Source organism: Paraburkholderia sp. RL17-373-BIF-A, from assembly GCF_046030175.1.
Lineage (GTDB): Bacteria > Pseudomonadota > Gammaproteobacteria > Burkholderiales > Burkholderiaceae > Paraburkholderia.
Genome location: NZ_JARESO010000084.1, coordinates 1 through 19,447, shown reverse-complemented (window position 1 = coordinate 19,447; position 19,447 = coordinate 1). Strand labels below are relative to the sequence as shown.

The 19,447-nt window shown below is 64.1% G+C and carries 16 protein-coding genes; 7 read left to right on the top strand and 9 right to left on the bottom strand.

From position 1 onward, the window contains the following. Position 1: 1 nt before the first annotated feature. On the top strand, positions 2-715 hold the full coding sequence (locus P0D80_RS44725) for a methyltransferase family protein (RefSeq protein ID WP_408182795.1): 714 nt from the start codon (positions 2-4) through the stop codon (positions 713-715). A 7-nt stretch (positions 716-722) separates the two neighbouring features. Here P0D80_RS44725 and P0D80_RS44720 read toward each other — a convergent pair whose 3' ends face one another. The 5 genes from P0D80_RS44720 to P0D80_RS44700 form a co-directional block, all read right to left on the bottom strand. After that, positions 723-1,889: an MFS transporter gene (locus P0D80_RS44720; RefSeq protein WP_408293828.1), complete on the bottom strand. Its 1,167-nt coding sequence runs from the start codon at positions 1,887-1,889 to the stop codon at positions 723-725. Beyond that, positions 1,886-2,680, bottom strand: a complete 795-nt coding sequence (locus P0D80_RS44715; protein ID WP_132377612.1) for a DeoR/GlpR family DNA-binding transcription regulator — start codon at positions 2,678-2,680, stop codon at positions 1,886-1,888. Before P0D80_RS44715 ends, P0D80_RS44720 begins: the two co-directional genes overlap by 4 nt. Positions 2,681-2,799: 119 nt before the next feature. Then, entirely contained in the window at positions 2,800-4,365 is a 1,566-nt protein-coding gene (locus P0D80_RS44710) for a PepSY-associated TM helix domain-containing protein (protein ID WP_408182793.1), read from the bottom strand. Positions 4,366-4,446: 81 nt separating this feature from the next. Next, positions 4,447-6,825, bottom strand: a complete 2,379-nt coding sequence (locus P0D80_RS44705; protein WP_408293824.1) for a TonB-dependent receptor — start codon at positions 6,823-6,825, stop codon at positions 4,447-4,449. An 81-nt stretch (positions 6,826-6,906) separates the two neighbouring features. Next, on the bottom strand, positions 6,907-7,326 hold the full coding sequence (locus P0D80_RS44700) for a DUF2946 domain-containing protein (RefSeq protein ID WP_408182790.1): 420 nt from the start codon (positions 7,324-7,326) through the stop codon (positions 6,907-6,909). A gap of 271 nt (positions 7,327-7,597) precedes the next feature. On the opposite strand from P0D80_RS44700, the gene P0D80_RS44695 reads away from it, so the two are divergent. Then, positions 7,598-9,742, top strand: coding sequence for a tetratricopeptide repeat protein (locus P0D80_RS44695; RefSeq protein WP_408182788.1), 2,145 nt, complete (start codon positions 7,598-7,600; stop codon positions 9,740-9,742). Between the two features lie 48 nt (positions 9,743-9,790). On the opposite strand, the gene P0D80_RS44690 is transcribed toward P0D80_RS44695, so the two are convergent. Further along, positions 9,791-10,387: a putative pterin-binding protein gene (locus P0D80_RS44690; RefSeq protein ID WP_408182787.1), complete on the bottom strand. Its 597-nt coding sequence runs from the start codon at positions 10,385-10,387 to the stop codon at positions 9,791-9,793. Between the two features lie 487 nt (positions 10,388-10,874). Between P0D80_RS44690 and P0D80_RS44685 the strand changes: the two genes are divergently transcribed. Next, the gene (locus P0D80_RS44685) at positions 10,875-11,750 is read left to right on the top strand and encodes an NAD(P)-dependent oxidoreductase (RefSeq protein ID WP_408293819.1); all 876 of its coding nucleotides are present in this window, start codon (positions 10,875-10,877) and stop codon (positions 11,748-11,750) included. Between the two features lie 30 nt (positions 11,751-11,780). Here P0D80_RS44685 and P0D80_RS44680 read toward each other — a convergent pair whose 3' ends face one another. Further along, positions 11,781-13,088 carry a LysR substrate-binding domain-containing protein gene (locus P0D80_RS44680; RefSeq protein WP_408293816.1) on the bottom strand — a complete coding sequence of 436 codons (1,308 nt, stop codon included), beginning with the start codon at positions 13,086-13,088 and terminating at the stop codon, positions 11,781-11,783. Continuing rightward, positions 13,085-13,786 carry a GntR family transcriptional regulator gene (locus P0D80_RS44675; RefSeq protein WP_408293813.1) on the bottom strand — a complete coding sequence of 234 codons (702 nt, stop codon included), beginning with the start codon at positions 13,784-13,786 and terminating at the stop codon, positions 13,085-13,087. The genes P0D80_RS44680 and P0D80_RS44675 overlap by 4 nt, the downstream gene beginning before the upstream one ends. A 635-nt stretch (positions 13,787-14,421) precedes the next feature. Here P0D80_RS44675 and P0D80_RS44670 point away from each other — a divergent pair. The 4 genes from P0D80_RS44670 (at position 14,422) to P0D80_RS44655 (ending at position 17,977) form a co-directional block, all read left to right on the top strand. Then, positions 14,422-14,964: a hypothetical protein gene (locus P0D80_RS44670; protein ID WP_408293810.1), complete on the top strand. Its 543-nt coding sequence runs from the start codon at positions 14,422-14,424 to the stop codon at positions 14,962-14,964. Between the two features lie 80 nt (positions 14,965-15,044). Beyond that, positions 15,045-16,265 (top strand): porin, encoded by a 1,221-nt coding sequence (locus P0D80_RS44665; RefSeq protein ID WP_408293807.1) that lies wholly within the window; start codon positions 15,045-15,047, stop codon positions 16,263-16,265. A gap of 186 nt (positions 16,266-16,451) precedes the next feature. After that, on the top strand, positions 16,452-17,000 hold the full coding sequence (locus tag P0D80_RS44660) for a carboxymuconolactone decarboxylase family protein (protein ID WP_408293804.1): 549 nt from the start codon (positions 16,452-16,454) through the stop codon (positions 16,998-17,000). A gap of 119 nt (positions 17,001-17,119) precedes the next feature. Continuing rightward, positions 17,120-17,977 carry a helix-turn-helix domain-containing protein gene (locus P0D80_RS44655; RefSeq protein ID WP_408293801.1) on the top strand — a complete coding sequence of 286 codons (858 nt, stop codon included), beginning with the start codon at positions 17,120-17,122 and terminating at the stop codon, positions 17,975-17,977. Between the two features lie 54 nt (positions 17,978-18,031). Here the strand turns inward: P0D80_RS44655 and P0D80_RS44650 are convergent, their stop codons facing one another. Beyond that, on the bottom strand, positions 18,032-19,225 hold the full coding sequence (locus P0D80_RS44650) for a porin (protein ID WP_408293798.1): 1,194 nt from the start codon (positions 19,223-19,225) through the stop codon (positions 18,032-18,034). Positions 19,226-19,447 lie beyond the last annotated feature (222 nt).

Sequence of the window (19,447 nt, the reverse complement as noted above, 5' to 3'; positions counted from 1 at the left end):
CATGACCCCGACGACACCTTTGCAAGACCTGCCACTCGCCGTCAGCGCGCAAGGCGCTTCGGCATCGAGCACCATGTCCGCCGATTCGGGCAGCGCGGTCGGCCTGCGCCACGCGCTGGTGGAGGTGGTTGCGCGGGCGGGCGCCGCGCTCATGCTGAGTCTGTTTGCCTACGCTGCGATCACGCAATGGCGCGCGGCGCCGTCGCGGATCACGCTGTTATTGCTGGTGGTCGCCGCTTGCTTCACGGTGGGCTTGTCGCTCTTCACGCGGGTGCCGATGAAACGCGACTGGCGGCCGTTCGCCTTCATTTGCTCGATGGGCGGTACGTACTACTTTCTCGCCGTGCGTCTCGCGCCCGGCGCGCAGCTCGTGCCGGAGACCATCGGCGCAACCCTGCAACTTTTGGGGATTTGCTGGCAGCTGTTCGCCAAGGCCTCGCTGCGCCGCTCGTTCGGCATCTTGCCGGCCAATCGCGGCGTCGTATCGCGTGGCGCCTATCGCTTCGTTCGGCATCCGATGTACCTCGGTTACTTCATCACCGACATCGGTTTTCTGCTGGTGAACTTCGGTCTGCAAAACCTGCTGGTGTACGGTTGTCAGTTCGCGTTGCAGGTCGGGCGCATCGTGCGCGAGGAGCAGCTTCTCTCGGCGGACGAAGGCTATCGTACCTACAAGGGCCGCGTGCGTTACCGCGTGATTCCGGGCCTGTTCTAGGCGTGTTCTAAGCAAGCCGTGCGCTGCGCACCGCCTTGCCGCCGACCAGGCAGACGACCAACGTCGCCATGACGAGCACGCACAACGCAAGGCGCAGGCCGAGCAGGCCCGCGCCGAGGCCGATCAACGGCGGTCCGACCAGGAAGCCCGCATAACCGAAGGTGGCGGCCATCGACACGCCGGTCGCCGGCGTGAGCGTCGAGCGGCCCGCCGCGCTGAAAATCACCGGAACGATATTCGCGAGGCCGACACCGACCATCGCGAAGCCCACGCAAGCGGTGAAGACCGTCGGCCAGCTCAGCACCAGCGCAAGCCCGGCCACCGCGATCAGACCGCCCAGCGCAACGACCTTGCTCGAGCCGAAACGGCGCACGGACACATCGCCGACGATGCGGCACGCCGCCATCGAGAAGGCGAACGCGGAGTAGCCGATCGCGGCGACACTGGCCTCGCGGTTCAATGCCGAGCGCAGATACACGGCGCTCCAGTCGGCGACCGCGCCTTCCACCAGCATGCAAAGGAACGCGAGCATCGCGAGCTTCATCACGGCTGACGAAGGCCACGCCAGGCCGCTCGACGCGGCAGCGGCTCTCGGACCGAGATCACGCAACGCGAGCACCGCGGCAGCGACGACCAGGACAGCGATGAACAGGTCCGGTATCAACAGGCCGCCGATCACGCCGGCACCGCCTTTTTGCAGCATTGCGCCCGTGGCGGCGCCGAGCAGGCCGCCCGCGCTCCAGGCCGCATGAAACGACGACATGATCGGCGCGTGCCACTGCGTTTCGATCGTGCTGGCGTGGCCGTTCATGGAGACGTCGAGCGCGCCGTTCGCCGCGCCGAGCAGAAACAGCACGACGCACAGCGCCGCCATGCCCGGTGCCAGGGCGGGTAGCGGCAGCGCGATGACGAATGCCGCGCCGAGCAGCGCGGTGGCGCGGCCACTGCCGAAGCGCGGCGCCAGTTGTCCCGCCAGCGGCATCGCGACAATGGCGCCGAGCGCGAAGGCGAACAGCGCGATCCCGAGCGAGGCGTCGCCCAGCACCAGGCTTTCCTTGATGCGCGGGACTTCGACGGCCCACGCGCCGATGCCGAAGCCGTTGGCGAGAAACACGCCCAAGGTCGCGATGCGTTCCTTGACGGGCTTGATAGGGGAAGCAGCGGACGATGTCATGAGCGGGCCACCATCACGTTGTCGCAGACGGCTTCGAGGCTGGCGAGGCGCGCGGCGCTCACGTCGGCTTCGACGAACAGGTAGTCGACGGCGGAAGCGGGCGCCACCGAGAACGGCGCCGCCGTCATCAGCTTTTCCGAAGTCATGGCGATGGCGATCTGGCCGCTTGCCTTGAGCATCGCCCGTTTGAGTTCGGCATCTTCGGCGTCGAAGGCGGCGACACCTTCGTCCGCATCGAGCGCGCAGGCGCCGAGGAAACAGAGATCGGCGCGGATCTGCTGGATCTGCAGCAAGGCAGTTGCGCCGAGCGAGCCCGCCGCGCCGCGCGCGATCCGTCCGCCGACGAGAATTACCTCGAATCCCGGCCGGTTCAGCAGACGAGCGGCGGCCTCGGGTGAATTCGTCACGACGGTCAGGTCCGCGTTGTCGGGCAGCGCGTCGGCAATCGCGACGTTCGTCGAACCCGCATCCAGCAGGATGATCTGCTTCGAGCGGACGATCGACACCGCGGCGGCGGCGAGGCATGCCTTGCGATCCACAGCTTCGCCCATGCGCACCGACGCGGGTTTGTCGGCCGGCGAGATCAGCAGGGCGCCGCCGTAGACGCGCTTGCAATGGCCCTGATCGGCGAGATCACGCAGATGGCGTCGCACCGTGTGCTCCGAAGTCTGGAGTTCCGCCGCGAGTGCCGACGCCAGCACGCGCCCGTGCGCCCGCAGCCGCTCCAGAATCAGCTGTTCGCGCTGCTCGGGCAGCAGCCCGTCGATGGCTTCCTGTCGCGTTCGTTGCATGTCTTCACCTTGCTCGGTCTATGAAACGATCATAATCGAGCAAAATGTAGCGTAAACGTTCAAAGTCTGCAACGTGTTTGTGCAAGCCAAGGTCCGTTTCCGCGGAAACACGGGCCGGCTCACTGTTGCGCAGCCTCCGTCTGGACGACACCGGCGCGGCGCGAACCACGGCCGAAAATCGCGCGATCGGCGAGCCACACCGCGAACAGCGTGGCGCCCATCAACGGGAACACGATGCCGAGCAGCGCGAGGCCGGTTTTCCAGCCGCGCATCGGCGGCGCGGCACGTTCGCGCGACGGTGCGCCGAGCGTGCGTTGCGGCCGCCGCTTCCACCACATCACACAGCCGGTGACGGCCATCGCCGCCAGCCCTAACGAAATCGCGGCGCAGAGAATCTGGTTGGCGACGCCGAAATAACGGCCCATATGCAGCGACGTGCCGTACGACACGGCCTTCGACACCGCGCCGTAATCGGCATAGCGGATGTCCTTCAGGATCGCGCCGCTGTATTGGTCGATGTACAGCGTGCGTTCGTCTTTCGGGTCGTCCGGGAAGTACGAGACGGTGAAGACGCCGGTCGAGGAAGCAGGCAGCACGATGTTGTAGCCGTCCGTCACGCCGAGCGAGGCGGCCAGTGCGACGACGCGGCCGAGCGGCAGCGGGTGTATCGCGGTTGCCTCATCGGAGCCGGAGTTGGTGTTGGCGTCGGAGTTTGGCACGCGTGTGTTGCCGACGGCCCAGGGCGTGAGCGGCAGAGGCAGGTCGTCCATGACCATGCCGGGCATCGAGTCCGTGTTAGCGGCATGGGTGCCGTGGCCGTTGTGTTCGGCGTGCTCATCTTGCGCCGTATCCGCTGCGCGCGTGTCCGCTGCGGAGGGCTGCGTGCCACTCTTTCCAGGCATGGCAGATTGCAACGGCAAACCGCCCCACGAACCCGGCGGAGCGCCGAGATTCGTGGCGGTCGCGAGCGCCTTGAACTGCTTGCCCCATGAACCCGTCCACGGCAGTCCCGTCAATACGAACGCGAGCGCACCGAGCGCGAGCCAGATGCCCATCACGGCGTGGACGTTCTTCCACAGCGCGCGGCCCTTCAGCGTGAAGCGCGGCAACAGCGCCGCACGTGCGGTGGTTTTCTCGCGCGGCCACCACAGCGCGACGCCGGTGCCGATCATCACGAGGGTCCAGCACGCGGCGAGTTCCATCAGCAATTCGCCGGGTTTGCCGAGCAGCAGCTTGCGATGAAGCATCCGGTCCACCTGCATGAAGCGCCGCTCGACGCTCAGCGTGCCCAGCACCGCGCCGGTGTAGGGGTTCACATAGACGCTCTGCTTATCGCCGTCCGCGAGACGGAAGATGAATTCGGCGCTGCGCTCCGGCGCGCTCGCGACGACCGCGGTCACTGCGACAGCATCCGGCGGCATGGCCGCACGCGCTCTCGCCAGCAGCGCGTCTTCGGGCAGCCTCGGTACGGCTTGCGGTGCGACGATCAGGCGCTGCGGATAAAGCAGCGGCTCGATTTGCGGCTGGAAGCAATACAGCGTGCCGGTGATCGCCAGCACGACCAGAAACGGCATCACGAAGAGGCCCGCATAAAAATGCCAGCGCCAAAGCGTCCGGTAGCCCGGATGAACTGCGGACGTCGAGGGCGTGATGCGTCGAGCGTCGGTGGGAGCGGTGGTGGACATGAAATCCTCCTGAAGCAAAAAAATGAATCGATCGGTTCGAGCAGCGTGGCTGCGCACTCGACTGCGGCACGTTCAGCGCTCTCACATGCGCAGCTTCGCTTCCACGTAGAACGTGCGGCCGGGATATGGGTGGTAGACGAAGTAGCGGGCATCGAACAGGTTGTCGACGCCGATGCCGACTTCACTTAGCCTGGTCGGCTTGTAGGTGAATTTCGCGTCGGCCACCGTGTACGAACTCGTGCCGCCGAACACGTCCGGATTCGTGTCGGTGTTGGTGAGCGTGTTGTACTGACGGCCCGAATAGCGCGCGGCAAGCGTGAGGGCCGCGCGTTCGTCGAAGTGATACGTCGCGGCGAGATCCGCGCGCCACAGCGGAATCCGGTAGAAGTATTTGCCGACCGTGGCCGGGTTCTGCGCGTTGGCGATGATCTTCGACTGCGTGTAGGCCACGCTCGCCAGCAGGTCCAGGCCGCGCACCAGCACGTTCTCTCCCGAGTAGCTCGTTTCCACGCCGCGCGAGCGGACCTTGCCGATGTTCTGGAAGTTCGTCACGTTGGGAATCACGGTCGTATCGGTCTGGCTGAAGATCGTGTTCTTCACGTCGTCCTGAAACAGCGAGAGGCGGAACACGCCGTTCCAGTGCGCCCATTCGGCGGTCAGTTCCTTCGAGAGATCGTCTTCGGGCTTCAGGTTCGGATTGTTGTTGACGATCGTGGAGCCGTTGATCTGCCCTTGAAACAACTCGCTGACCGTCGGAAAGCGATAGGCGCGGCCGATGGACGCGCGCACGATCAGATCGTCGGTGACATCGAACGACAAGGAGGCTTTCGGCGAGAAGTGCTGCTGGCTCGCGTCGCTGTACGGCAGGGTCGTGCCGCCCAGCGACTGCGAGCCGCCATACGCCTGCCAGTCTTCGTAGCGCACGCCGTAGACGAGCTTCCAGCGCGGCAGAAAGCGCCATGCGTCCTGCGCGTAGAGCGCCTGGGTCTGCGTCTTGCCGGCAAACGCATTGGCGAACGACGTCGCCGCGCCGTCGCGCCAGCTCAGCGTGTTGTAACTCTCGTTGTCGAGGAAGTAGTTGTCGTAGTGATAGCCGAAGCTGAGCGCATGATTCGTGAGCCCCGCCTGTTGTGTCGCGGGCGTATAGGTGCTGCGCAGATCGAGCGTTTTCCAGCCGGCGCCGTCGCCGAAGATCACCGTGCCTGGACCGTTGCCCGGCGCGCCGGAATTCGCGGTGCGCGCCACGCTATTGCCGACGTCGTAGTACGAAGCGATCGCTTCGCCGTTCCAGCCGGTGGCATTGCGCGTTTTCAGCGACAGGCCATAGAGCCAGTTCTCGCTATGGCCCAGGCTCGGCGCGAATGCGGCGGCGGGAATGGTGTATTCGTAACCGTCGATCGCCACCTTGCCGCTGTAGACCGGATTGCCGTTCGCATCGCGCAGAAAGCTCGAGGTCTGGCTGTTGTAAGTCTGATGCCAGTAGCCGAGCGTGAAGCCGGCCTGCAATGTCGGCGTGAAGTCGTACTGCATCTTCAGCTTGAACTGGTCCTGCACCGTGTGTTCGATGCCTTCGCCGTTCACGCCGAGTACCGCCGTCGGGGTGTTGGTCTGGTTGTTGTAGAAGTAGGCGCCGGTGACCGGCGTATCGCCGGGTTTGGCGGGTGTGCTGGACTTGGCGAGCGTGGCGAATTGCAGCGGCTGGCTGGTGTTTTCCAGGTGATTCACGCCGAGCAGAAACGAAAATTTGCCGATGCGGTCGCCGAGCGTCGCGCTGGCTTCGCTGCCGTTGAAATTCTGATTCACGCCGAACAGGTTGAAGTGCTGGGTGAAGCCCTTGACGTCGGCGGTCGCTTCGAACTGTTTCGGCATGCGTGTGCTGATGAGCACGGTCGCGCCGAGCGAATTGCCCGGATAGAGCACGGAAAACGGCCCATAGATCACATCGACCTGCTGGATCTCGTCGGGAAACACCATCGACCAGCGCGGCGGAAACGAGTAGCTGTTGCCGAGCAGATTGCTGAGCAGCAGACCGTCCGCGTAGACGAGACCTCGCGCGCTTTGCGTATTGCTGGTGCCGCGCACGGCGATGATCGAATTCAGATCGCCGATAAAGCGCTTGCGCACGGCGAGGTTCGGCATGTACTTCAGGACGTCTTCGGTGTTGACGACGTTCCAGTTGTCGAACTGCTCGCGGGTGACGGTCTCGACTGAAGCCGGCAGGTTGGGATCGACGGCGCGGGGTGCGGCGCTCGCATTCGCGCTGACGCTGATGGCGGGCAGTGCGGCCTCGGCGCTCGCGCTCTGCGCATGAGCGTGCGAGGCGACGAAAGCCGGCACGAACGCCGGAACGATGGCTGGCAGATAGCCGGACAAAAACGGCCGGGATAGCGATTGACGCGAGAAGCCGTGCGCGCCACGGCGGGCGCAAAAGGGCAGCCTTCGCAGGGCGAAGTTGAGCATGAATGTTTCCTTGATGCATGAACAGGCGATCGCGCGCCCCCTCGACGGGTGCGACGAATGCGCGATCAGGACCGATAGCGATCAGGAAACGACGGGCGGAGCTCTAGGACGGCCGGACGGAAAGGCGCCGAGCGGCGTGAAGCGGGTGGACAGCGTGGGCGGCGCGGTGCCGGCAAGCGCGAGGGCGGCGGGCGGCTCGGCCGCGGCGACCGTCGGCATGGCGACGTGGTGCTGGAGCAGATGACAGTAGCCGCACGCGCCGAACGCGTCGTCATGGCTCAGATGGACCGGCGCGGGGGCGGCCTGGGTCGTCACGCTCGCCGTGCTTACCACGCCTGCCACGCTGAAATCGCGCGGCTGCAGCGCCGAACAGAGCGCGGCGAAGGGCTCGTGCGCGCTGTTCGACACCAGCATCTGACTCACGACCGGCGCGAACACGACGAGCCACATGGCGAACAGGCCAAGCCATGCGGTCATGCGGTTGCGAGAGCGTGGAATCATGATGGTGGGCGTAAGGACGCGGGCGATTCTAACATTGCCGCGCCGTCTTTTCTCGCGTAATGGCGGTTATAGCGTGAGATTAGAAGGCCGAAATCCGCTCATTTCGCCGCGTTACAGGGGCGCCGATTCACGTAAGCTGCGTGGTACATGTTCCGCTTTCCCGGCCGCACCGAGGCTTCGGCACGCCAGATCCGGCTGCTGAAGCGCCGGTTAGGCGCGGCACATGCGATCGACCCGGCCGGATCATCGCCGACCCCAGTTACCACGACTCATGAACCACACGCAGCTCGCATCCTCGATCGACGATATCAACCAGCAGGCCGTCTCGTTGTTCTCGGCCGGACAATTCACCGAGGCTTTGTCGATGGTGACGCCGCTCGTCGACGGCGATGCGATGCCGGACGACGCCCTCGCCGACGCGTTGAATATCGCCGGGGCCTGCTCGTTTGCTTTGCAGCGGCCCGCTGATGCGGAAAGCCATTGGCGCCGCTGCCTGCAAATCAAACCCGCCTATGCCGAGGTGTACGGCAGTCTCGGCATGCTGCTCAAGTCGCTCGGCCGTCTGTCGGCGGCCAAGGCAATCTACCGGCAACTGGTCGCGCTGCGGCCCGGCCACGCCGACGCCCGCAATCATCTCGGCGCCGTGCTCTACGGGCTCGGCTACAGGGAGGAGGCGGAGGCGTCGTATCGCGAGGCGCTGGCGATTCGCCCCGACTACGCCGAAGCCCACTATAACCGCGGCATCGTGCTGCGCGAACTGCGCCGCCTGCCAGAAGCGGAAGCGGCGTTCCGCCAGGCGCTGCCGGGACTGCCGGCTCATGCGGAGGCCCATAACAATCTGGGCAACGTGCTGATGGAACTCGGCCGTCTCGCCGAAGCGGACGCCGCCTACCGCGAGGCGCTGACCATCCGGCCGCAGTATCCGGAGGCGCTCAACAATCTCGGTGGCGTGCTGAAGGCCACGTCCCGTCTCACCGAAGCCGAACTGGCTTTTCGCCTTGCCCTCGCCATTCGTCCGGATTACGCGGAAGCTCTCCTGAATCTCGGCACCGTGCTCGCCGATCTCGAACGTTTACCCGAAGCCGAAGCGGCTTATCGCGAAGCCATCGCGCGACGCCCTGACTACGCCGAAGCGCACTACAACCTCGGCGTGGCGTTGTGCAAACTCGAGCATTTGTTCGAGGCCGAATCGGCTTACCGTGAAGCGATTCGCCTGCGGCCCGATCTCGTGCATGCGCACAACAACCTGGGGTGCGTGCTCCGCCGGCTCGACCGTCTACCGGCGGCCGTCGACGCTTTCGAGCAGGCATTGAGCGTGTGTCCCGAGATGGCGGAGGCGCATTACAACCTGGGCGCGGCGCGGGCGCAACTCATGCAACTGCCCGAGGCAGAAACCGCGTATCGCCAGGCGCTCGCTTTACGTGCCGATTACGGCGACGCGAAATTCGGCCTGGCTGTGCTGCTGCTCGGCATGGGACGCTTCGAAGAGGGCTGGCGTCTGTACGAGTGCCGCTACGAGCAGCCCGGTTTCGTCCATCACAAGACCACGTCGATGTTGGGTTGCCCGCAGTGGCAAGGCGGCACGCTCGCCGACAAGTCCCTGCTGGTGTGGCAGGAAGACGGCCTCGGCGACATGATCCAGTTCAGCCGCTATTTCGCCTTGCTGAAAGCGCAGGGCGCCTCGCATATCGCTTTTGCGTGCGCACCGTCGCTGCACCGGCTGATGGCATGCGTCGACGGTGTCGACGCCGTGTTCGATCACGACACCGCGCGCGCCCAGTCGTCTGACTACGACTGCTGGACGAGCCTGCTGAGCGCGCCGCTGCATCTGCGCACTAGCATGGACACGATTCCGCGCGCCGTGCGTCTAGCGACCGAGCCGGAGTTGGTCGAGCGGTGGCGTCCGGTGTTGGACGCGCTGCCGCCGGGTCGCAAGATTGGCCTCGTGTGGAAGGGCAACGCGAATCATCATAACGACGCGAACCGGTCGATACCTTCGCTCGCCATGTTGGCGCCGCTCTGGAGCGTGCCCGGACTGAGCTTCGTGAGTCTGCAAAAAGGGCGCGGCGAGGACGAGGCGCGCCATCCGCCAGCCGATCAACCGCTGCTCGACCTCGGCTCGCGCGTGACGGATTTCGCGGACAGCGCCGCGATCATCGCGCAACTCGATCTGGTGATTTGCGTGGACACGTCCATCGCGCATCTGACCGCATCGTTCGGTAAGCCGTGCTGGGTGATGCTGCCGGAAATAGATATCGATTGGCGCTGGCTGCACGATCGCAGCGATTCGCCGTGGTATCCGCACACGCTGCGCCTGTTCCGCCGCGCGCCGGACGAGGATTGGTCGATGCCGGTCGAGCGGGTGCGGCAGGCGTGCGTCGAACGGTTTCGCGCGGCGGGGCGCACGCTCAGTTGACTCGGCTGGTGCGCTTGTGGGGCGATTGCGTCGACGTGCCCTTAACCCTTAAGCCTCAGTCACCTGCAGGTGATACAGGCCCCAAGGTGACAGCTCGAAGCGGTCCTTGAGCGGCTTGCTCGACAACTCGGGGATGTTATCCGCGTCGTAGGTGGCCCACAGCGGACCGACGCCACCGAGCGGCAGTGGCTTGCCGTCCATTTGTGTCGCCACGATGAATTTGTAGGCGCGCACTTTGTCGAGCGTCGTCGCGACCGCGTAGCCGTCCACCGCATGCATGACGATTTGCGTGCTGCCCGCGCTGGGTGCGCCGACGTGTTCGAGCACCTGGGTGAGCAGCGGGCCGCTCAAGGTGTGCTGACGGGAATCGTATTCGGTGGTGGGCTTGATCGTCACGGCCGGCATGCCGGCGAGCGTAGCGAAATCGACGCCATACGCTTCGGAGAACTTCACCTGATGCTTGGCGAGCAACTGGTCGAATGCGGGATCGAGCGCGCCGCGATTGTGCCGCTTGATCGCGCCGGTGATCGTCAGAACGACGGGCGATGCCGCACAGGTTTCTTTCTGGACGCGCTGGCTCCCGAATGCAGGCGCAGCCGCCGCGCTCAGTAGCGCGGCGCTGGTCAGGAAGTGGCGTTTATTCATTGCGTGGTCTCTGGGCGATGTGATGGGCGACGGCCTCGGCCAGATCGTCGCGGCCCCTATTGTCGGGCAATTGCCGCCGACTGTGTCACGGCCACGCTTTATATATCGCGTTGATTTCATATGTTCATGTCGCAAGCGGGAGCGCCGCTGTTACGACGTTGAAACTCGCACGGTTCTTCGCAGGTTGATGAGGAATTTGGAGGCCCAACGCGGATTTGCGGCGTCGATAAACAGATTGGATGGCAATGTGCGCACTTTTAGGTGCTTCCCATCGCGCTATCGGATCCTACAATGATCACTTTCACATGGCGAACATTGGCGAGGTGGAAATGGCGGACAAGGCAATGCTGGTGATGACCACGCAACGCACCGGTTTCTTGCGGCGGGCGGGAAGCGCAATCGCTGCGCGCAAACACAATGCATATCGCGCGAAGGTCGGGTGCGTTGCAATGAGTTCGCGCCATGTATCGGCGCAGGAAGCGCGGCCATGAGCGATCTTTCTCGCATTGCATTCGTCGGCTTCGGTGAGGCCGGCGGAATACTCGGTTCGGCGCTGGCCGCGAAAGGTGTGCAGGTATCGATGTTCGACCTGCGGCGCGACGCGCTGCGTGAGAAGGCGCAGGCCGCGCGCGTTCGTGTCGGCGATACGCTGGCGAGTGCCATCGAGCATGCGCAGATCATCGTCTCCGCAGTGACCGCGCAAGCCGACCTCGAAGTTGCGCAAGCGGTCGCAAGCTGCATCGCGCCGGATCAAGTCTACCTCGACATCAACTCGGTTTCGCCGCACACCAAGCAGCACGCGCAGGCTTGCATCGAAGACGCCGGTGCGCGGTACGTGGAGTCCGCCGTCATGGCGCCGGTGCCGCCTTATGGTCTCGCGGTGCCGATGCTGCTGGGCGGCGCCGAGGCCGCGCGCGTCGCGGCTCTGCTCACGCCGCTGGGCCTCAACGTGCGTGCCGTGTCGGAGAAGATCGGCGTGGCGTCGGCCGCGAAGATGTGCCGCAGCGTCATGATCAAAGGCATCGAAGCGTTGACAGTGGAGTGTCTGCGCGCCGCACGGCACTACGACGCCGAGTCGATCGTACTGGCCTCGCTGGCCGAAACGTTCACGAAGATGCGCGATGACGCGGACGTGCCTGGCTACCTGATCAGCCGCGTCGCGGAGCATGGGCGGCGGCGCGCGGCGGAAATGCGCGAAGTCTCGCAGACGCTGGAAGAGGCCGGCATCGTGCCGTTCATGAGCGACGCGTGTGCGCGTTTGCAGGACAACATCGTGGATGCGATGCAGGAAGGCGGTATCGACTACGGCTCGTTAGCCACGCCATTCGACTGGCGTGCCTTCTTCGACGGACTACCGGAATAGCGTTTCTCCGGCCACACGCCTCCACCGCGACTAGTTCGCGGCGATGCTGATCGTACGCGTCACATCGACCACCGAGAGGCGAATCGCGTCGATCAACGCGCGCGCGGCAGGCGAGGGCGTGCCCGTTGCGCGCACCGTCAGGCCGATCTCACGGCGGGTGTTGTGCAACTGCACGTCGAGCACCACCAGCTGCCCGGACTGCACCTCGTGATGCAACTGCTGCGCCGATAGCGCGGCCGCCATGTCGGTGCCGAACAGCAGGCCGCGAATTACCGCGAGGTCCGCGGTTTCGACCGTGGGCATGGGCGGCTTCACTTTCATGCGCCTGAATTGCGCTTCGAACAGCGCGCGCGCCGGCGCATGGCTGCGCGGCACGATCCACTGCGCGTCGCGCAGATCCATGATGGTCAGGTTGCGCGCCTGCGCGAGCGGATGATCGCGGCGCACCAGCACCACCATGTCTTCCGACATCAAGCGCTCGTTCTTCAGGCCGCTGCTGGCGTCGTTGTCGCGCAGCGCGCCGAGAATGAAATCGATGTCGCCGGCACGCAGACCCGCGACGAGCGCCTCGTAATTGCTTTCGTCGGTGACGACCCGTACGCCCGGATTTTGCGAGGTCATGCGTGCGATCGCTTTGGGCAGGAGCAGCGTGCGGCCGAGCGGTAGCGCGCCGACCGTCACCGAGCCCTGAATCTTGCCGTGCAATGCGGCGATGTCGTCGGGTACGTGCCGTAGTTCGTTCAATGCGCGACGTACGTGCAGCAGGAACGTTTCGCCTTCGGTGGTGAGCAGAATGCCGCGCGGGCTTCGATGAAAAAGACTCAGGCCCGAACCGCTTTCCAGCACACGAATCGCGGTGCTCACGGCGGGCTGACTGATGCCGAAGGTCTTCGCGGCACTCGGCATGTGCCGATGCCGCGCGAGCGCCACGAACAGTTGCAATCGCCGCGTGTTGAGCAGATACGCCGGCAGTGCGCCTTCCGCCGCGGGCCGGCGACGCGCCTGCCGCGCGCCGCACCATTGCGCGAGCTCTTCCAGTTCCGCGAAAATCCGTTCGCAGCGCTGCAGCACGGCACGTCCCACAGCGGTCGGCAGCATGCCGGAAGGGCCGCGATCGAACAGCGGCTCGCCGAGTGCGGACTCCAGTTCCTGCACGGAACGCGTGACGGCCGACTGCGCGCGAAACAGCGCGGCGGCGGCGCGCGTCGCGCTGCCCATGTCGGCGACGAGTCGAAACGCGCGCAACTGCGCGAGGTTGAGCAATTCCTTGCCGCCTGCGGACGACGCCGTCCTGGCCGAGGCCGGGTTGCTGACGGAGGGCGTGACGGCGCTCGTCATGCCGCGCCCGCGATCAGACGCAGCGTGGGCAGCGACAGGTTCAGGCTTTCCTTCGAGATGTGCGTGTGTTCCTTCATCAACGCTTCCACACGCGCGCCTTCGCCCTTGTTCAGCGCATCCGCAATCGCATGATGCTGGCGATGCGCGTACATGAGCATCAAGAACTGGCGCTCCCTGGCGGATTCGTCGAAGGCGACCGTGGCGGGCGAGACGAACGGGATCTTGTCGTTCAGGCTCAACGCCGCGCTCACGGCCGTATTTTGCGCAGCCTCGATGATGAGCGCATGAAAGCGCCCGTTCATGGCGGCGTAGCGCACGTCGTCGCCGTGGTTCAGATGGCCCTTGCTGAAGATCTCGTCGCCTTCGCGCAGGCACTCGTCGAGCGATGCAGCCAGCGCCGGGCCCACGCCGCTCTCCGCGACTGAACGCGCGGCTAGTCCTTCGAGCACGCCGCGCACGTCGATGCCGTTGAGCACGTCTCTGACGCTGAAGCGGCGCACGACATAACCGCGCCCGCCGGAACGGTCCAGCAGACCCTCCGAGGACAACACGCTCAGCGCATAGCGCAGCGGCGTGCGCGAAACGCCGAGCCATTGCGCGAGCTGTGCTTCCACGAGCCGCTGGCCGGGCGACAGTTCGCCCGCCAGAATCTTCCCGCGTAAGGTCTGGACAATCGCCTGTTGGGTGGTCTCGTTCATGGATATCGACTCGTTGGACGCCGTCAGTATAGCCATGCGCGCAGCGGTACACCACGCTTCTCGAGAGGCTTGCGTCTTCGTTTCAGGGTCATCTGTTTTGTTTATCGAGAACGGTTGAGCGAGAGTGTTCGCTAAAGCCCGATGTGCCTGCTCGGGATCCCGATAAAGCCATACGCCGCGTGGGTTGCAGCAGTCCCACGAACGCCTGAAAGCATTAGCCCAAGCTGGTTTTAACAATATTTTCCGGCTCGCATGAGGTTTACCCGCACTTTCTGTGAGCTTGCGCGATTCTTATCTTCGTATCCCAACCAGGTTGCGAAGGCCACCTCGCCGGAAGCGGCGGCATATCCGATCGGCAAGCGGCTCTCGCGCAGCAGCAAGCAACGGAAGACGACGATATGGCAAGGATCATGGGTGGCATCGGGAGGTCCCGTGTGTGCATGAACCACAGCGTCTTGCCGCGATGAAACATGTCGGGTTGCCCGAGTCCGAAGCCGAGTAAGCGCACGTGACCTGCGCCGTCTCTGCAGCGGTTTTCAATTCGATACGAGAAAGAGCGGCAGCGTCGCGCGAGACCTCGCGCGTTGCTGCCCGTATGACATCACCGATGTGAGACGCGTTACAAGGAGAGAGACATGGGCGGCAATTTCAGCGTGAGCGGAACGGAACTCGCGGGCGGTTCGGCTGCATCGCAACCAGCATGGCCGAACCGCGCGGCGATGATTCGCGCCGGCGTGACCGGCGGATTGATCGGCGCGGTGGTCATCTGGATTTATGAGGCGCTCGTGTGGGTGGGCGCGCAACACATGATGCCGCTCGCGGGCATTCCCCGTAACGCGACCGGCCTCGTGTTCGGCAAAGAGGTGCAGGTGTCGCTCGGGATCTGGGCGTATGTGGTGGGCACGGCGATCCACTTCGTGTTCGCGAGCGCCTGGGGCGTGCTGTTTGCGGCGATCTGGCCGTACTTCTCCCGACGCGGATATGAAGCGACGCTGGTGGCGTTGTTCTACGCGGTGCTGGCGTGGATCGCCATGCATGTGGCGATCATGATCGCGTCCGACAACCACCCGAACTATTACGACCCCGCTGTGATCATCGGCGGATTCATGTCGCACATCTTCTTCACCGTGCCGTTGGCCCTGACGGTGAAACGGCGGCTGCAAAACGAGGGGCAATAGTGCTGCCGCGTGAATGACCGTCGCCCAGGTACTAGCAAAAAGTATTTCAACAAGAGATGTAGCAATTGGAGATCTGGAGCATGAAAAAAAGTATCAGACGTGTCGACGCCGTGCTGTGCGGCGCAGCGATCGCAGCCGCCATGCCGGCTTTTGCTCAAAGCAGCGTGACCTTGTACGGTATCGTCGATAACGGCCTGTCGTATACCAACAATCAGTCGACCCTCGGCTCGACCCGTGGCGGCAAATCGGCCGTCAAGATGACGCCTGGCGTATGGGCCGGCAGCCGCTTCGGCCTGAAGGGCGGCGAGGACCTGGGCGGCGGCACGAAGGCGATCTTCCAGCTCGAATCCGGTTTCAATTCGGCGACGGGTGGCCAGCAATACACCAATGCGATGTTCGGCCGCCAGGCGTGGGTCGGCTTGACCAACCCGGTGTACGGTACCTTCACGGCGGGTCGCCAATACGCGTCGTACTACCAGTTGCTCTCTCCTTACAGCCCGACCACCTGGATCACCGGATACTACGGCGCGCACCCGGGCGATATCGACGGCCTCGACACGATTTACCGTGCGAACAACACGCTGGAGTACACGTCGCCGAAGTTCTATGGTCTGACGGCGAGCGGCTCTTATTCGCTGGGCGGTGTCGCGGGCAGCACGAACCGTGGCTCGACGTGGTCGACGGCAGTGCAGTATGCAATGGGACCGGTGGGCCTCGCAGTCGGCTTCTCGCGGATCAACAACTCGACGTCGGGCGGCGGTGCGTGGGGCGCGGATTCGACCACCACCAACGGCGGCACGCAGATTGGCGTGTCCGCGTTGACGAACGGCTATCAGACAGCGCAGGCACAGCAGCGTTTTGCGGTTGGCGGTGGTTACACGTTCAATAGCGCGTGGGATGTCACGGCCACGTATTCGAACGTCCAGTACATTCCGGGCACGGGTTCCAAGTTCCACGACACGGAGATCTGGAACACCGGCGGTCTGGTCCTGCACTGGAAGCCGGCGGTTGCCTGGGATTTCGGCGCGGGCTACAGCTACACGCGTGCGACGCGCGCGAACGGCATCGACGACAACGCGCAGTATCACCAGTTCAACCTGTCCCAGTACTACTCGTTGTCCAAGCGCACGGGCTTGTATGCACTTGAGGCGTATCAGAAGGCGAAGGGCAAGACGCTGGGCACCAATGGCGCGGGGCAGATCATCGACGCCACGGCGACGCTCGGCGATGGATACAACTCCACGCCGTCTTCGTCAGGCAGTCAGGTGGCGGTGGGGGTGGGCATTATTCATCGGTTCTGATTTGAAGCCTCGGTGATGACGCGGGCCGGGTTGCGACTATCGCCCCCGGCCTTTTTATTGGCACGTGCGCTCTCGCGGCGCGCCGTTCCTATTACATGCGAGGTAATTGGCGAGCCTCACGCTCACGCCTAATCTTCGGTTGTCGCGCAATTCACTCCGAACCGCGTTCACTATCGAGGACACAACATGTCGACGTTTCAGGTCTACACCATCGACTCCGCGCCGGAACAATCCAAACCGGTCTTGCGGCAGCTCCAGAAAACTTTCGGCTTCATCCCCAACATCGCGGGGACCATGGCCGAATCGCCCGTGCTGATCAGCGCCTTCATTCAACTGTTCCAGAAGGTCCACTCGGGCACGTTCACGGAAGCGCAGATCCAGACGCTGCTGTTGACGAATGCCGTCACCAATGCATGTACCTGGGCGGTCGCGTTTCACACCGCATTGGCGCTGAACGAAGGACTCACGCCCGCCGATGTGGACGCGATTCGCGCAGGCCGCACGCCTGCGGACCGTAAACACGCCGCGCTCTCCACGTTGACGAAGACCGCGATCCAGAAGCGCGGACATCTCGACGAGCGTGAGGTGGGCGCATTTCTCGAAGCCGGTTTCCGTCGCGATCAGGTACTCGAAGTGCTCGCGGTGGCGGCGGCTTCGACGATCACGAACTACGTGGGCAGCATCACGCAGCCGCCGCTGGAAGAACAGTTCCAGGTTCACGCCTGGACGGCTTGAGTTTCGTGAGGGATGGGCTCGGTCAGCACAAGCGAGTATGCTGACCGGCGAGGTTCGGTTGAACGGCGCTCGCCGTTCACCGAACCTTTTATCTGTAGCGACTTGCGGACAAGAGCACAATGAATCCTGCGAACCCAGTCAAGAAAGCCCCACCGAACGATCTCGGCGTCTTGCTGCGTCATTGGCGAGACGTACGCGGCATCAGTCAATTGGACCTCTCGTTCAATGCCGGCGTCTCGCAGCGTCATATCAGCTTTATCGAAAGCGGGCGCAGCGTGCCGAGCCGTCAGATGCTGATGGATATCGCGCAGGCACTCGATATCCCGCTGCGCGAACGCAACACGCTGCTGCTGGCCGCGGGCTACGCGCCGACGTATGCCGACGCCGCGTGGAATGCGCAAGAGATGCAAAGTGTCACGAATGCACTAGGACGCATGCTGCGTCAGCATGAGCCGTTTCCGGCGCTCGTGATGGACCGCTACTGGAATGTGCTGATGACCAACGACGCCGCGCCGCGCTTCTTCAATTGCTTCATCGACATGGCGGCGCGCAAGAGGCCGCGCAACATGCTGCATCTGGTGTTCGATCCGGATGGCATGCGCCCGTTCGTGGCCGACTGGCAGACCGTGGCGGACAGTCTTATCCAGCGCGTCTACCGCGAGTCGGTGGGGCGCGTAATCGATGACAGAACGCGCGAGTTGCTCGATGCGTTGCGGGCGTACCCGGATCTGAAAACGGGCTTCGAGCCGGGCCATCCGTCGGTTGCGGATGCATCGGCGGCGGCCATGCCGGTGATCCCCATCGGCTTCGTCAGGAACGGCTACGTCATGAAGTATTTTTCGATGGTCGCGAGCGTGGGCACGCCGCAAACGATCGCGGCGCAGGAACTGCGCGTGGAATGCATGTTTCCCGCGGACGACGAAACGGAAGCGCGTCATCTGGAGATGCTCGACGCGGCGCCGCAATCGCACCGCTAGATCAATCGGCGGCTGGCCGCCGTCGCTCCTGGACCACGGCGTCGCACGGAAGCATCAGAACTTGTGCCGCACGCCGATGCTGACAATCGCCTGCGACTGTGTCGCCGACGAGTGGCCATTGCCCTTGTCGCTGACCGATGCAGTCGCCGCGACCGGATTGCCGAGCGCATTCAGCGTGCCGCCCGACGCGTGCTGATAGCCGCCCATCAGATACACAGTCGAACGTTTGGACAACGCATACTGCGCGCCGAGTGTCACGTTGTGATATTGCGCGCGTCCATCCACGCCATCCACTTCGCCGCCGCGCGTGTAGCTGTAGCCCGCGAACAGTTGCACGGCCGGATGGATGGTCCATTGTCCGAACACGCCCGCGATGTTGAACGTAGCGTGTCCCTTGAACAGCGAGTCGGCGCCGGAGCGGTATTGCACGTTGCTGTAATTCACGCCGACGATCGCGGGGCCGAAGTCGTACGTCGCGCCCGTCGCGATGATCTGTTGCGATTGCGCGCTCGCGTAGCCTTCGTTAATCGATGAGTTGAACAGGCCGTCGTCCGTGCCACTCCATTTGCCGAGCGTCGCATCGTTCGCGCCGCTCTTGCTGTTGTCGGAGCGTTCGTAGCCGACGCCCACATGCAGCGGACCGTTGCCGTAAGCGGCGCCCACGCTCCACGTGTTCTGCTGCTTCAGGCTGCCGGGCTGGCCACCGAAACCGTACAGCGCACCGAACGTGAAGCCCGCATAGTTCGCGCTCGTGTACTTGATCGAGTTGTTCACGCGCGCGGTCTGATCCAGATCGTCGATGTCGCCCGGATGCGCGCCGTAGCCGCCGACCATCGCCACCGGCGCAACGGGCGAGACGAAGTCGTTCAGCGAGGTGTACTGCCGACCCAGCGTGATCGTGCCGTACTCCTTGCTGCCGATGCCCACGTACGCCTGACGGCCGAACAAACCACCGTTCTGGCCGGTCTTGCCGTTCGTGATGTCGAAGCCGTCCTCGAGTTGAAACAGCGCGTTCCAGCCGCTGCCCAGGTCCTCCTGACCCTTGATGCCCCAGCGGCTGCCGGAGAGGTTGCCGCTCGTCACGGCGACGTTCGAGTGGCCGCTATAGCTGCCGGTGGTGCCGGTACGCTCGTTGCTGCGGTACGAAAGGCCCGCATCGACGATGCCGTACAGCACGACCGAACTCTGCGCGGACGCAATGCCGGCAAACGACATCAACAGGGGTACGGCGATCCATTGCTTTTTCATCGTAGTCATAGCCTGGTTGGAACCTCTATCTCAGGTCGCCTGGTTGGCGATCTCTCTTTTTTCGTGCATACGGAAGCCCGCTCCTGAACACAGAGCGGACTGCGTGAAGCGGGGGAAGGGTGTTCACAGCGTGCCTTGCTTGCGGCGTGTCCCTTAAGCGGGGGCACGCCACTCAAGGCCGCGTGCGATCAATGACTCAAGGCGGCGCCCGGCGGCATCTCC